The sequence below is a fragment of the Streptomyces sp. NPDC059452 genome (assembly GCF_042750035.1).
Lineage (GTDB): Bacteria > Actinomycetota > Actinomycetes > Streptomycetales > Streptomycetaceae > Streptomyces.
This window is the reverse complement of the sequence record NZ_JBHYVE010000007.1, coordinates 176,763-190,603: the sequence shown is the minus strand read 5'-3', so window position 1 is coordinate 190,603 and position 13,841 is coordinate 176,763. Positions and strand designations below refer to the sequence as shown.

Annotated in this window: 13 protein-coding genes; 4 read left to right on the top strand and 9 right to left on the bottom strand. The window is 71.5% G+C overall.

Annotation, left to right across the window (positions count from 1 at the left end; genetic code table 11):
* Positions 1-8 precede the first annotated feature (8 nt).
* The gene (locus tag ACFW9Z_RS12855) at positions 9-830 is read left to right on the top strand and encodes a hypothetical protein (RefSeq protein ID WP_384638675.1); all 822 of its coding nucleotides are present in this window, start codon (positions 9-11) and stop codon (positions 828-830) included.
* Here ACFW9Z_RS12855 and ACFW9Z_RS12850 read toward each other — a convergent pair.
* From ACFW9Z_RS12850 to ACFW9Z_RS12835, 4 genes are all read right to left on the bottom strand, one after another.
* Entirely contained in the window at positions 820-1,659 is an 840-nt protein-coding gene (locus tag ACFW9Z_RS12850; RefSeq protein ID WP_384638672.1) for an ABC transporter permease, read from the bottom strand. The genes ACFW9Z_RS12855 and ACFW9Z_RS12850 overlap by 11 nt on opposite strands.
* A complete protein-coding gene (locus ACFW9Z_RS12845; protein WP_384638670.1) occupies positions 1,656-2,633 on the bottom strand; it encodes an ATP-binding cassette domain-containing protein in 978 nt (325 codons plus the stop codon). The genes ACFW9Z_RS12850 and ACFW9Z_RS12845 overlap by 4 nt, the downstream gene beginning before the upstream one ends.
* A 77-nt stretch (positions 2,634-2,710) precedes the next feature.
* Positions 2,711-3,352: a PadR family transcriptional regulator gene (locus ACFW9Z_RS12840; protein WP_384638667.1), complete on the bottom strand. Its 642-nt coding sequence runs from the start codon at positions 3,350-3,352 to the stop codon at positions 2,711-2,713.
* 17 nt (positions 3,353-3,369) lie between these two features.
* Positions 3,370-4,695 (bottom strand): MFS transporter, encoded by a 1,326-nt coding sequence (locus tag ACFW9Z_RS12835; protein ID WP_384638664.1) that lies wholly within the window; start codon positions 4,693-4,695, stop codon positions 3,370-3,372.
* 65 nt (positions 4,696-4,760) lie between these two features.
* Between ACFW9Z_RS12835 and ACFW9Z_RS12830 the strand changes: the two genes are divergently transcribed.
* Positions 4,761-5,765: a GlxA family transcriptional regulator gene (locus tag ACFW9Z_RS12830; protein WP_384638661.1), complete on the top strand. Its 1,005-nt coding sequence runs from the start codon at positions 4,761-4,763 to the stop codon at positions 5,763-5,765.
* A gap of 28 nt (positions 5,766-5,793) precedes the next feature.
* On the opposite strand, the gene ACFW9Z_RS12825 is transcribed toward ACFW9Z_RS12830, so the two are convergent.
* Together ACFW9Z_RS12825 and ACFW9Z_RS12820 are read right to left on the bottom strand one after the other, a co-directional pair.
* A complete protein-coding gene (locus ACFW9Z_RS12825) occupies positions 5,794-7,251 on the bottom strand; it encodes an aldehyde dehydrogenase family protein (RefSeq protein WP_384638659.1) in 1,458 nt (485 codons plus the stop codon).
* A 58-nt stretch (positions 7,252-7,309) separates the two neighbouring features.
* Positions 7,310-8,191 (bottom strand): helix-turn-helix domain-containing protein, encoded by an 882-nt coding sequence (locus ACFW9Z_RS12820; protein WP_384638656.1) that lies wholly within the window; start codon positions 8,189-8,191, stop codon positions 7,310-7,312.
* A gap of 341 nt (positions 8,192-8,532) precedes the next feature.
* Here ACFW9Z_RS12820 and ACFW9Z_RS12815 point away from each other — a divergent pair, with 341 nt between their 5' ends.
* Complete coding sequence (locus tag ACFW9Z_RS12815; protein ID WP_384638653.1) at positions 8,533-9,036, top strand: ATP-binding protein; 504 nt, start codon at positions 8,533-8,535, stop codon at positions 9,034-9,036.
* A 56-nt stretch (positions 9,037-9,092) separates the two neighbouring features.
* On the opposite strand, the gene ACFW9Z_RS12810 is transcribed toward ACFW9Z_RS12815, so the two are convergent.
* Complete coding sequence (locus ACFW9Z_RS12810; RefSeq protein ID WP_019762059.1) at positions 9,093-9,335, bottom strand: DUF397 domain-containing protein; 243 nt, start codon at positions 9,333-9,335, stop codon at positions 9,093-9,095.
* A 310-nt stretch (positions 9,336-9,645) separates the two neighbouring features.
* On the opposite strand from ACFW9Z_RS12810, the gene ACFW9Z_RS12805 reads away from it, so the two are divergent.
* Entirely contained in the window at positions 9,646-10,203 is a 558-nt protein-coding gene (locus ACFW9Z_RS12805; protein WP_384638650.1) for a hypothetical protein, read from the top strand.
* A gap of 159 nt (positions 10,204-10,362) precedes the next feature.
* Here ACFW9Z_RS12805 and ACFW9Z_RS12800 read toward each other — a convergent pair whose 3' ends face one another.
* Positions 10,363-12,489, bottom strand: coding sequence for an FUSC family protein (locus ACFW9Z_RS12800; protein WP_384638647.1), 2,127 nt, complete (start codon positions 12,487-12,489; stop codon positions 10,363-10,365).
* A 36-nt stretch (positions 12,490-12,525) separates the two neighbouring features.
* Positions 12,526-13,728, bottom strand: a complete 1,203-nt coding sequence (locus tag ACFW9Z_RS12795) for a DUF2786 domain-containing protein (RefSeq protein WP_384638644.1) — start codon at positions 13,726-13,728, stop codon at positions 12,526-12,528.
* Positions 13,729-13,841: the final 113 nt, after the last annotated feature.

Here is a 13,841-nt window from a genome sequence, read left to right as displayed (position 1 = left end):
AAAAGGTCATGGAGAACCCCGAATCGCGCTTCTCCGCGCTCCTGGCCGCCGCGGCGAGCCTTCCGGGCGCACGCATCGACCGGGAGGCGTACCTCCGGAAAGCGCTGGCCCGGAATTGCTCCGAGGCGGAAATCCGGCGAGCGATCGAGGAGAGTCCGGCGGCGGCGGGAATTCCCGTCGAGATCCTGGACCGGGCGGCCAACGATTCCATCAACTACGAGACCGCCAAGGCCAGCGCCCTCTCCGCTGCCGCCGGAATACCCGGCATCCTCGCCCTCCCTGCCACCATACCCGCCGATATGGCCCAGTATTTCGCCCACATGTTGCGGATCGCCCAGAAGCTCGCCTATCTCTACAGCTGGCCCGACCTGTTCTCCGACGACGCCGATATCGACGACGCGACGAAGAGCGTCCTCACGCTCTTCGTCGGCGTGATGTTCGGCACCCAGTCGGCGAACAACGCGGTCGGGAAAGTCGCGACGATGATGTCGAAGGAGGTCGCCAAAAAGCTTCCGCAGAAGGCCCTCACCAAGGGTGTCGTCTACCCCCTGGTGAAAAAGGTCGCGGGCCATCTCGGCATGCAGATGACCAAGCAGACCTTCGCGAAATCCGTTTCCAAGGCCATCCCTGTCGTCGGAGCCGTCATTTCCGGCGGGCTCACTCTCGCGACCTACCGCCCCATGGCGAAGAGGCTGAAGAAACACCTCTCCGGACTGGAGTTGGCGAAACCGGTGCCCGGTGTGGTGGTCGGGGAAGTCATCGACGTCCGCGATTCCCCGATCCCGGAACCGGACCGGGCCGGGGCGGCCGACAGGCCCTCTAACGGCTGAGCCGCGCGAACTTCCCTACCGCCAGCGGGAAGAACACCACGAGGATCGCCACCGGCCAGAGGACTGCCAGGAGTTGGGCGTGCTCGGCGGCCCAGGAGCCGGTGGCGCCGCCCGGGTTGCCGAACAGCTCCCGTACGGCGGTGGCCGTCGCCGACATCGGGTTCCACTCGACCACCGCGCCCAGCCAGCCCGGCATCGACGCCGGGGTGGCGAACACGTTGGAGAGGAACGCGACCGGCCAGACCAGGATCTGGACCGCCTGCACCAGCTCGGGGCGGCCCGCCACCATGGCGAGGTGGATGCCGACCCAGAGCATCGCGAACCGCAGCAGGAGCAGCAGCCCCACCGCGCCGAGCGCCGCGGCCGCCCCGTTGTGCCAGCGCCAGCCGACCGCGTAACCGACCGCGCCCATCACCGCGAGCGCCGCCGTCGACTGGAGCATGTCCGCCGCGCTGCGGCCGACCAGGACCGCGCCCGGGACCATCGGCAGGGAGCGGAACCGGTCGATGACACCCTTGCCGAGGTCCTGGGTGACCGCGAGCATCGTGCTCTCCAGGCCGAAGGCCATGGTCAGGGCGAGCATCCCGGGGACCAGGTACTCGGTCGGGTCGCCGTCGACGCCCCGGCCGCCGCCGACCAGGTACGTGAACATCAGCAGCAGCATCACCGGGAAGACCAGACCCACGACCACCTGCACGGGCTCCCGGGCCCAGTGGGCGAGTTCGCGGCGGGTCATCGTCCAGGAGTCGGTCAGGGCCCAGGTGAACCGGCTGCCGCCGCCGGGGCCGCCCTGGCCCGGGACCGCCGCCGTCGTGATCGTCGTACTCATGCCGCCACCTCCGTCTCGTGGACCGCTTGTTCACGGACAGGGCTTCCGGTCAGGGACAGGAACACCTCGTCCAGTGTCGGGCGGCGCACCGCGATGTCCTCCGCCTCGATGCCCGCCCCCTCAAGCGCCCGGACCGTCCGGGTCAGGGCCGCCATCCGGTCCGGGGCGGGGGCGCTGATCAGTCGGCGGTCCGGGTCGAGGGAGGGGGTGAGTGCCGGGTCCGGGGAGCCCAGCAGCACTGCCGCCTCGGCCAGCCGGGCCGCGTCGCGCAGGACGACATCGATCCGGTCGCCCCCGACGAGCGCCTTGAGCTGGTCGGACGTGCCCTCGGCGGCGGCCCTGCCGTCGTCGATGAGGGAGATCCGGTCGGCCAACTGGTCCGCCTCCTCCAGATACTGCGTGGTCAGCAGGACGGTGGTGCCGCCGCCGACCAGGGACCGTACGGCGTCCCAGACCTCGGCGCGGCCGCGTGGATCCAGGCCGGTCGTGGGCTCGTCCAGGAAGAGCACGGCCGGTTCGGTGATCAGCGAGGCGGCCAGGTCGAGCCGTCTGCGCATCCCGCCGCTGTACTGCTTCACCGCCTTGCGCCCGGTCTCCGCGAGCCCGAACCGCTCCAGGAGCTCGTCGGCCCGGCTGCCCGCCCGGCGGGCGCCCAGGTGGTACAGGCGCCCGAACATCTCCAGGTTCTGCCGCCCCCCGAGCTGTTCGTCCAGCGCCGCGTGCTGCCCCAGCAGCCCGATCCTGCGCCGGACCTCGGACGGCCGTTCGCGGACGTCGAGCCCGGCCACCGTCACCCGGCCCGCGTCGGGGCGCAGCAGCGTCGACATGATCCGTACGGCGGTGGTCTTGCCCGCCCCGTTGGGGCCGAGCACCGCATGGACGGTGCCGACTCCGACCGTGAGGTCCAGCCCGTCCAGGGCGCGTTTCTCCCCGTACCTCTTCCGCACGCCGTCCAGGACGATCGCCTCGGTCACGAACCCCGCCACCTTTCGTAGTCAAACTTGACTAGCGACTCGAAGGTAAGCCGGATTCCGCCATTAGTCAAACTTTATTAGTCGCGATCCCCGGGATCCGGGACACCCGTCGCGTACGGGTTCTCCTCGCCCTCGGCGAGCACGCCGACGAACGGCTCACCCTCGCCCGCGAAGGTGTACGCCCCGCCCTCGATGCGCTCGACCAGCCCTCGGGTCCACTCCGCCCCCGAGTCGGCCGAGTGCACCCACAGGTTCATGATCTCGCCGACGTGGCCGAGGGATTCGGGGCCCTCCTCGGGGGTGTAGTAGTCGGTGACCGAGTCCCGCCACTCCCTGATGCCCTCGATCCGCTCCTTGAGCAGCGCGATCGCCTCCTCGCGGGGCAGGTCGACGATGAAGCCGATCGCCGCCGAGAGGACGTCCAGGTTCTGGTCGTAGGAGCGGATGGCGTCACGCAGCAGGGTGCGGTACTCCGCGAGCCCCTCCTCCGTGACCTCGTACTCGGTGCGCGGCGGGCCGCCGGCCGTGGAGGGGGCCGTCTCGTGCGCGTGCAGCAGCCCCTGTTTCGCCATCTGCTTCAGGGCGTGGTAGATCGACCCGGGCTTCGCGTTGGACCACTCGTGCGCGCCCCAGTACTCCAGGTCGTTGCGGACCTGATAGCCGTGCGCGCGGCCGTGCATGCGCACGGCACCGAGGACCAGCAGCCGGATTGCGGACATGACACCCATCTTCCTACTCAATCCCGACCAGGGTAGCCCGCCCGGTTGCGGACGGCCGGTCGATGTGCCCTGCCGCGTACCGCCGGGGCCAGCACCGCCGCCACCAGGCACCCCACGCCCAGCGCGACCCACACCACGTCGTACGTACCGAAGGCGTCCCGTGCCGTGGCCCCGAGGAAGGCCGAGGCGCCCGCGCCCAGTTGGTGGGCGGCGTTGGCCCAGCCGAAGACGATGGGGCCGTCCGCCCCGTGGACCCGGCGGCAGAGCTCGATGACCGGCGGCACGGTCGCCACGTCGACGAGCCCGTAGACGAGGACGAAGAGGAGCATCGGCGGCGTGACCTCGGCGGAGAACACCATGGGCAGCGCGAGCAGGGTGAGGGCCCGGACCGCGAAGCAGACGGTCAGCAGGCGGCGCGGGTCGAACCGGTCGGTCAGCCAGCCGGAGAGGACCGCGCCGAGGGCGGAGAAGACGCCGATCAGGGAGAGCAGCGAGGCCGCCGCCGTGACCCGCATCCCGTGATCGTGCGCGGCGGGCGCCCAGTTGGACCACATGATGCCGTTGGTCGACGCCCCGCAGAGGGCGAACATCCCGGCCAGCAGCCAGAACGGGCCGGTGCGCAGGGCGGCGGCCAGCACCTTCAGCGTACGGGTGGCGGCCCCGGGCGCCGGGGGCGGCCTGGACACGAACTCCGGTGCCCCGTACGGCTTTACGCCCACGTCCGCCGGGTGGTCGCGGAGCAGCAGCGCCACCAGGGCGGCCACGGCGAGCGCCACCAGCGCGAGGGTCACCACCGGGGGCCGCCAGCCGTGGCGGTCGACGGCCCCGGCGAGCAGCGGCAGGAAGAGCAACTGGCCCAGATGGCTGGAGGAGCTGAGCGCCCCGGTGACCAGGCCCCGGCGCCGGTCGAACCAGCGGGCGGTGACCCCGGCGGCGAACGTCATGGTCAGGCAGCCGCTGCCGAGGCCGATCAGCACGCCCCAGTACGCGACCAGTTGCCAGGGCCGGTTCATGAACCCGGTGAGCGCGGCCCCCACCGCGACGAGCAGTAGCGCTCCACCGGCCACCCGCCGGACGCCGACGCGGTCCATCAGAGCCGCCGCGAAGGGGGCGGTGAGGCCGAAGAGGACCATGCTGACGGAGGCGGCCAGCGCGACCCCGCCCCGGTCCCACCCGTACTCCTCGCGCAGGGGCGTCACCAGCAGGCCGGGCACGGTGGTGAACGCCCCGGCGGTGACGATGGCCGCGCCCGCCGCCGCGGCGACCACCCAGGCGCGGTGGAGGCGGTGAACACGAGGGGGCGGTCCGTGCGGTGCGGTCCGTGCGGTCGTCGGAGGGGCCATGGAAACCAGCCTCGCGGCCTTGGCCCGCGGCCACGAGTGTCCAGATGGACCAGGTGCGCAAGAATATGGCCATGCCTCCGGTCTTCACCCACCCGGGGCGGCACCGCGTCGCCGTGCTCGCCCGCCCCGTCCTGCTCCCCATCGAGCTGGGCATCGTCCACCAGCTGTTCGGCCAGGCCAGAGTGGGTGCCTCGGCGGACGGCGAGCCGCTGTACGAGGTCGCCACCTGCGCGCTGCGGCCGGGCGAGGTGGGGACGGACGGGGACTTCACGGTCGCGGTCCGGCACGGCCCCGAGGCGCTGGCCGAGGCCGACACGGTCGTCGTCCTGTCGTCGTACGAGGACTACGTCCAGGACACCCCGGCTCTCCCGGCCCCCCTTGCCGAGGCGTTCGCCCTGATCCGGCCCGGCACCCGGGTGGCCTCGATCTGCACCGGCGCCTTCGTCCTGGCCTCCGCCGGGCTGCTCGACGGCCACACCGCGACCACGCACTGGCGGTACACGGAGCTCTTCGCCCGGCTGTTCCCTCAGGTCGAGCTGGACCCGGACGTGCTCTACACCGACGGGGGGAGCGTCCTGACCTCGGCGGGGTGCGCGGCCGGCATCGATCTGTGCCTGCACCTGATCCGGCGCGACCACGGGACGGCCGTGGCGAACGACGTGGCCCGGCGGACCGTCGTACCGCCGCATCGCGAGGGCGGCCAGGTCCAGTACATCCGGCGGCCCGTGCCCGCCCCGTCGGCTCCGGCCACCTCGGCCGCCCGCGAGTGGGCGCTGCGGCACCTCAAGGAGCCGATCACACTGGGGCAGTTGGCGGCCCGGGAGTCGATGAGCGTACGGAACTTCAACCGGCGCTTCCGGGAGGAGGCCGGTACGACCCCGATGAACTGGCTGAACCGACAACGCATCGAGCTGGCCAGGGAGTTGCTGGAGGAGTCCGATCTGCCGGTCGACCAGGTGGCCGCGCAGTCCGGGCTCGGCTCGGCGGCCAACCTGCGCCAGCACTTCCACGCGGCGCTCGGCACCTCGCCGAACGCGTACCGTACGACGTTCCGGGGTCCGGTGAAGTGAGCACCGGGCAGATGTTTTTGACGGTGGGTCAATACGGGAAGACCGAGCGCCCGTGCTGGATCGACATCCACTTCTGCGTCGTGAACGCCTCCACGACCGCCTCGCCGTTCAACCGCCCCACTCCGGACGTCTTCTCGCCGCCGAACGCCACCAGCGGATCGTCCTGCACGGTGGATCCGTTGACGTGGAACATCCCGCTGTCGATCCGCTGGGCGAACCGCACCCCGCGCTCCGCGTCGCCCGTGTGCACGGCGCCGCTGAGCCCGTAGGGGCTGTCGTTCACCATCCGTACGGCGTCGTCCTCGCCGTCGAACGTCATGAGCAGGGCCACCGGGCCGAGGATCTCCTGCGTCAGGAGCGGGGAGTCCTCCGGGAGGTCCGTCAGGACGGTCGGCTCCACGACGTTGCCGCGGGTCCGGCCCCGTACCAGCGCCGTCGCACCGTCCGCGACCGCGCGGTCGACGAGGGCGGTGAGGGCATCGGCCTGGAAGGCGTTGACGACGGGGCCGATCCGGGTCTCCGGGTCCCGTGGGTCGCCGGACTTGAGGGCGGCCACCTCGGCGGTGAAGCGCTCGGTGAACTCGGCGGCCACCGAACGGTCCACCAGGATGCGGTTGGCCGCCATGCTGACCTGGCCCTGGTAGAGGAAGCGGCTGAAGACCGCCGCCCGGACCGCGTGGTCGAGATCGGCGTCCGCCAGCACCACCAGGGCGCTGTTGCCGCTCAGTTCGAGGATGGTCCGCTTGAAGAACCCGGCCGCCGTCGCGGCTATGCGGCGGCCGACCCGGTCCGATCCGCTGAACGAGATCACCCTGGGCACGGGGTGCCCGATGAACGCGTCGCCGATCTCGGCACTGTCGGTGATCAGGACGTTGAGCAGCCCGGCCGGCAGCCCGGCGTCCTCGAAGATCTTCGCGACCAGCCCGCCGCCGACGACGGGGGCGGACTGGTGGGGCTTCACGACGACGGCGTTGCCGAGCGCGAGCGCGGGCGCGACCGACTTCATGGTCACCAGGAAGGGGAAGTTGAAGGCGCTGATCACGCCGACGACGCCGACGGGGAGCCGGTAGAGGCGGTTCTCCCGGCCGTCGGAGACGGCGGGGAGCAGGCGGCCCGTGGGCCGCAGCGACTGCCGGACCGCCTCGCGCAGGACCTCCGTCGCGCCGCGCACCTCGTACTCCGCGCGGAGCCGGGTGCCGCCCAGCTCGTCGATGACCGCCTCGACGATCTCCTCGGTGCGCTCCCCGGTGATGCGCAGGGCCCGCTCCAGGACGGCCCGGCGCTCGAACGGGTTGGTGGCGGCCCACTCCTGCTGCGCGCGCTCGGCGGCGCGGTAGGCCTGGTCGACCTCCAGCGCGGTCGCCACGGTGACGGCGGCGAGTTTCTCGCCGTTGTAGGGATTGAAATCGATGATGTCCCATGAGCCGCTGCCAGTGCGCCACTCGCCGTCGATGTACTGGTGGGCCAGTTCATGGAAGAAGGACATGCAATCCCTTACTGCAGGCGTTCGCAGACTCCTGATGTGACGTCATCGTACTGATTAATCACGTCAGTTGGAGGAGTCCGCGCAGGAGATCCCGGCTCTCCTCCGGCCCGGGGCTGTCCTTCCGCAGGCACCCCATGGCCTTTTCGTACTGCGCGACTTCCTCGGGCTTGTCCAGATAGAGCGCACTTGTCAGCTGCTCCAAATAGACAATGTCCGACAGATCGGATTCCGGGAAACGGAGCATGGTGAACGAACCGCTCTCACCCGCATGCCCTCCGTAACTGAAGGGCATCACCTGAAGGGTGATGTTCGGCTGCTCCGACATGTCGATCAGATGCCGCAATTGGGCACGCATCACGTCACGTTCACCGTAGGGACGGCGCAGCGCCGCCTCGTCGAGAATGGCGTGGAAGGCCGGGGCCCGCTCGGACACGAGCACTTTCTGGCGCTCCAGGCGGAGCGCGACCCGGCGGTCGATGTCGGCGGCGGAGGCCCCGCGCATTCCACGGGAGACCACGGCATGGGCGTACGCCTCGGTCTGCAACAGACCGTGCACGAACTGGACTTCATAGATACGGATGAGGGAGGCGGCCCCCTCCAGACCCACATAGGTCTGGAACCAGCCGGGCAGCACGTTTCCGTAACTGTGCCACCAGCCCGCCACATTGGCCTCGCGTGCCAGACCGAGGAGCGCGTCCCGCTCGGCCTCGTCCGCGACACCGTAGAGCGTGAGCAGATCCTCGACGTCCCTGGCCTTGAAGCTCACCCGTCCCAACTCCATGCGGCTGATCTTCGATTCGGAGGCCCGGATGGAGTAGCCGGCCGCCTCACGGGTGATACCGCGCGACTCCCGCAGCCTTCTGAGCTGAGAGCCCAGCAGGATGCGCCGCACCACCGATCCACTCGACTCGCCTGCCGACACTGGTGTGACCCTCCCCATCGCCTACCGGGCATTCGGGGCGCCCCCTGAACCCCGAGCTCCGGATTCTGCCACCAAAACGCTTCAGCCCGTACTCATTCGGTTACGGAAATGGGAAGACGTCCGGAAAGCTCCGAAACTGCCCGACGGAAGAAATACCCCGGAATCACCACGGTACCGGGCAGGTCCGGCGCGTGCACGTGCATCTGCCCTTGCATCTGCCCTGCGCATTGGGAAGCATGGCCCCTGCGCACCTGCGTGCTCGTGTTGTGCCGCTGTACCCCCCGCAGTACCGCTGACAGGCAGTGCCGCTACAGCCGCGAATCCCGGGAGTGCCTCGTATGGGGACGAATGGATCGACGATGCTCGAGCCGTTACGGCAGGGGCTTCCCCCGACCGACCCCTCAGGGGTCGCCGGCTCGGCCTCCTGCGCTCTGCCCGCCCGCTACGAAGCGGTCGGCGGAGCACGGCAGTTCACCAGGTCCACCCTGGAACGGTGGGAGTTGAGCGACCGTTTCGACGATGTCGCCCTGGTGGTGTCCGAGCTCGTCACCAATGCCCTGCGCCACGCGCTGCCGACCGATCCGCCCCGGGAGTTCCAGGACCCGCCGGTGCGGCTGCATCTGATGCGGTGGAGCTCCCGGCTGGTCTGCGCGGTGCGCGACCCCAGCCGGGAGAGCCCGGTGGCGGGCGAGGCGGCGGACTCCGCCGAGTCGGGCCGCGGCCTGTTCCTGGTGGAGTGCGTCAGCGACAGCTGGGGCTGGCACCCCTCCCCCGCACCGGCCGGGACGTTCCCCTCGACACCCCTGTACGGCAAGGTGGTCTGGGCCCTTTTCCGGCTCTCGGACTGCGCGAAGAACGGGTGACCCGCGCGGTGCGGGCGCCGGCCTTTTGGTGACGGCCACTTGGCGACCGGGCGGAATCAGCCTCCGGTCGCCAGGTGGTCGAACTCGCCGTCCTTGACGCCGAGCAGCAACGCCTCGATCTCCGCCGGCGTATAGACGAGCGCCGGCCCGTCGGGATGGCGTGAGTTGCGCATCGCCACATCCCCTCCGGGCAGTTTCGCGAACTCCACGCAGGATCCCTGGGAGTTGCTGTGCCTGCTCTTCTGCCAGACGACTCCGTGAAGCTCTGTGGCCGCCATGCCGTTGTACACGTGGTGCACAGGACGCTCCCCGAGTTGCAAGGTGCAAGTGTCAACTAGATCGGATCATAGCTCTGTTCATATGCCAATGCATGAGCAGATGCACGTGCACGCGGGGTGTTCCTTCGATTACAGGCTTTCCGCTGCCGCCGGGACGGTCTCCCCGCTCTTCCGGAACACCTCCGGAAACCCTCCGGAACCCCTCCGGAAACCTTCCGGAGTAGAGACGAACGGCACGCCTATTTCGCTCCCGCTCACCGGAGTTGACCGGAAGGAACTTGGTAACGTGGCGCGGTCTTTCGACCGGAGAACAGCAAAGGGGGAACTCCACGTGACCAGGTTCGTACGCACCGGTGGTGTCGTGGTCGCCGCACTGGCCGCCGCACTGGCCCTGACCGCCTGCGGCAGTGACGACGACGCGGGCAAGGGCTCCGGGCCGGGTCCGGGCCCGGACGCCGGGTCGAGCGCGACGCCCGGGGACGGCCAGGGGACCGGGGAGCCCGGCGGCGGCGCGGACGCGGCGGCGCTGGCGGGCACCTGGGTGGGGCTGACGGACGGCAAGAACGTCACCGTCTCCATCGCCGCGGCCAAGGTCGTCGTCGTCGCCGAACAGGCCGTCTGCCACGGCGATGTGAAGAACATGGGCGAGGTGATGCTCGCGGTGAAGTGCCCCGACGGCTCGACGGACCGCGCGATGGGCGCGATCGAGTCCAACGACGGCAAGAAGCTGGTCATCTCCTGGGACGGCGGGATCAAGGACACGCTCGCCAAGGCCGACGCCGGGAAGCTCCCGACGGACCTGCCCTCGATGCCGGAGCTTCCGGAGCTGCCCGAACTGCCGGACCTGCCCGAACTGCCGGACGTGCCCGAGGTGCCGTCGGCCTCGTGACCCGGCGTACGGGGCTTGGGCTCCGGCGTACGGGCGGGCCCGGCGTACGCGGCCCGCGCTCCGGCGTACGAGGCTCGGCGTACGGAGGCTCGGGCCTCGACGTACGAGGCTCCGGCCTCGGCGTACGGGGGCTCCGGCCTCGGCGTACAGGGCTCCGGCTCAGCGTTCCGCGAGGGTGCTGCTCACACGGGTGGAGCCGCCGCGCTCGTCCAGGGCGCGGGTGAACTCCTCCAGCGCCTCCAGAAGCAGCGCCGCGCCCCGGCGCACCACCGGGTCACCGACCGGCGTGGTGCCGTCCTCCGCCGGAGTCGGCACATCCCAGTGGGCCACCGCGTCCACCACCGGCTGCCAGTCGGGCAGCCGCCGCTCCCGTACCGCCTTGGCGCCCTTCTCCGTGGCCCGGCGCAACGCCTCCGCCAGCTGGGCGGCGCCCGGCACCGGGTCCGCCGAGGCGGGCGGGAGGTGGGCCTCCAGGACCATCGCCGACCGGCCGAGCTGGGCCAGGGCGTGCTGGGCGTCGGTGGCGGCGGCCCGGGAGATGCCCCGGTGGCGTACGGGTTCGTGCTGGGCGGTCGCCAGCGCCTCCTGCCAGGCGACCCTGGCCTCCCGGGTGGCGATCAGGGCGTCCCGTACCTCCTCCAGGTCCCGGTGGGCCGGGGCCGCGTACCGGTCGACCACCGTCGCCGCGTACCGCCCGTCCGCCACCAGCCACTCGGCCAGCCGGTTGCGCAGCCGCGGGGTCTCCCAGGCCGGGTAGAGCGCGTACGCGACCATCGCGAGGAGCCCGCCCACCAGCGTGAGCACGATGCGTTCGGTGACGGTCTGGGACCAGTCGTCGCCCGCCATGCCGAGCAGGAAGACGACATAGGCGGTGACGCAGACCTGGCTGACCGCGTACCCGGTCCGCATCAGCAGGTACATCAGCCCGGCGCAGACCACCGACAGGAGCGCGGAGAGCCGGGCGTCGGGGTGGGCGGCCTGCACGATGGCGGTGGCGAGCCCGATGCCGACCAGGGTGCCGCCGAAGCGGGCCACGGAGCGGCCGTACGTCTGCGAGAACTCCGGGCGCATCACCATGACGGCGGTCATCGGCGCCCAGTACCCGTGCCCGAGCGGCAGGGCGGCGCCCACGAAGTAGCCGGCCACGGCGACCACCGCGACCCGGATCGCGTGGCGCAGGATCGGGGAGCCGTGGTGCAGCTCCCGGCGCATCGCCTTCAGCACGACCGGCACCAGCCGCAGCAGGGTGGGGCGGTGGCGGGTGTCCGGGGCGAGGTTCTCGGGCAGCCCGCTGTCGGTGCCGGTGCCCTCCGCGATCTCCAGGACGTCGTCCAGCAGGGCGGCGAGGCGGTCGGCGGCGCGGAGGGCGGGGCCGACGAGGATCACGTCGTTGTCGGGGGTCTTGAGGACGCCGAGGTCGGTGGCGGAGAGGTGGACGGGTTCGCCGTGGCGGACGGCCCGGGCGGCGGCGTCGAGCACGGACCCGGCCGCGCCGAGCAGCTCGTTCACCCAGGCCCGCTCCAGGCCGTCGGCGGGGACGCCCATCGCCGGGTCGGCCAGCGAGGCGAGGACCGGACGCAGCCGTTCCGCGATGCCCCGGGCGCCCTGGAGCTCGACGGGGCGGCGGCGGGCCTGACGCGGGGTGACGGCGGCGGCGCTGCGGGCGGTCATCAGGGGCAGCGGGTCGAAGGGGGCGACCGGGTCGTGGCGCAGCCGCCGGGCGTAGTCGGCCTCGGCAGCCAGCGCGTCGGCGAGCGCGTCGCGCTGGGCGCCCCATCTCCGTACCGGGAACAGGACGATCAGCGCCGCCTGGACCACCCCGCCGACCAGGATCATCCCCGCGTGGGCGGCCGCGTCCACCACGGAGGTGGGCAGGGTGATCGTCACCAGCATGATCGCCACGTTGGACGAGGCGATGATCCCGCCCGTCGGCCCCGCCGCCCAGGCCAGACCGGAGAGGAAGGTCCAGACGCCGAGCAGGCAGAGGAAGAGCACGGGGTGCGAGGCGGTGACGTACCCGAGGAACGTCGACACGGCGAGGCTGGCACCGGAGACGAGGGCGAGCACGGGGCGCGGCCGCCAACTGCGCTGGAAGGTGGCGATGGCCGCCTGGAAGGCGCCGAACGCCGAACTCGCCGCGATCTCCGGCCCGAAGAGGACCAGGCTCGTACCGACGACGAGGGCGAGACCGGCCGCTCCGCGGAAGGCGATGAGCGGTTCGAGTCTCTGCCGCTCGATCTCCAGCCCCGAGCGGGCGGTCTCCTTCAGCGCCCGGAGCCAGCTCATGGGCCGAGCCTAGCCGCAATGACGGACAAGTCGGACTTACGCCATGATTTCACCGTTACGCGGGCCGCTGCCGGGGCCTTTTCGGGAACCGGCCATGCGGGCGCGGTCGGCGGCCTCGGTGCCGTGGTTCCAGCCGTCCAGGTCGGTGGCGCCCCGGACCCGGGTGGTGGTGGTCCGGGGGAACATCCGCTCGGCGGCCTCGGTGACGGCCACGTCCCGGGCGGCGAGGACGGGGAGCAGGCCGGAGGGGCCGTCAGCCGTACCACCCCCATCCGTATCGGCGGCCGCCGTCACCCGTTCGGCGGTGTCGGCGAGCCGGGAACCCAGCCGCTGCGCGTACGCCATCAGGAACGACTGCCGGAAGGTCTTGGTCCGCTTACGGCCCGAGGCCCGCTGTCCGGCCTCCGCGCGGGTCATCGCCGCCGTCCCCTGGACGAGCAGCGAGGTGAACAGCAGCTCGACGGCGTCCAGGTCCGGTTCGAAGCCGACGACCGTGCTGAAGCCGAGGTCACCGTTCCACACGGCCTGACAGCGGTTGGCGGAGGCGACGGCGTCGAGCAGGATCGCCTTCGCGCTCTCGTACGGGGGTTCCACCCCGATCCGGCAGGCTCCGGGGGTCTCGGTGCTCTGCGTACGGGCGGCGACGATGGCCTCGTCGATGCTGTGCCGGGCCATCAGCTCCTGGGCCTTGCTCGTCAGCGCCTCGGCCTCCTCCGGGAAACCGGTCGCCTCCGCCTTCGCCAGCAGCGCCCGGATGCGGGTGAGCATGCGGGGCTCGTCGGGGGCGGGCGCCCGGTGGAGGTGGTCGGCGACGGTGCCGGGCGCCGGGCCTACGGGCTCGATCGCGGGGAGCCGCAGCAGCAGCCGGTACAGCTCCAGCAGATCGGAGGCGTACGAGAAACGGTCGGGCTTGTTGCGCGGTACGGGTACGGGTCCGGGCAGCTCGATGAGCTGGGTGCGCCAGCGGGGCGGCAGCTCGACGTACCGGGCGGTCTCGGCGGCGATCAGCGTGGCCGCCAGCACCGCCCGCCGCTCGTCGAGCTCCAGCCGGACGAACCGGACCAGATCGGCGGGGTGCCAGCCCCTCCCCCAGGCCCGGGTCACGAACTCCTCGCCGCGCCGGTGCAGGTCGTCGTCCGCGTCGGGGGCGGCGGCGAGCAGGGAGGCCCCGGTGTCCAGGGCCGCATCGCCCTCCGCGTAGAGCGCCGCCGCGCATGCCTGGTCGATCACCGGTTCCATCCGACCAGGGTAGGCGGGGTGGTGGGGTGGCTGTCCGGGGTGACTGTCCGGGTGACGGCGGGACCGCAGGGCTCGGGCTCCGGGGAGGGATCCGGCTCCGGGGAGGGCTCCGG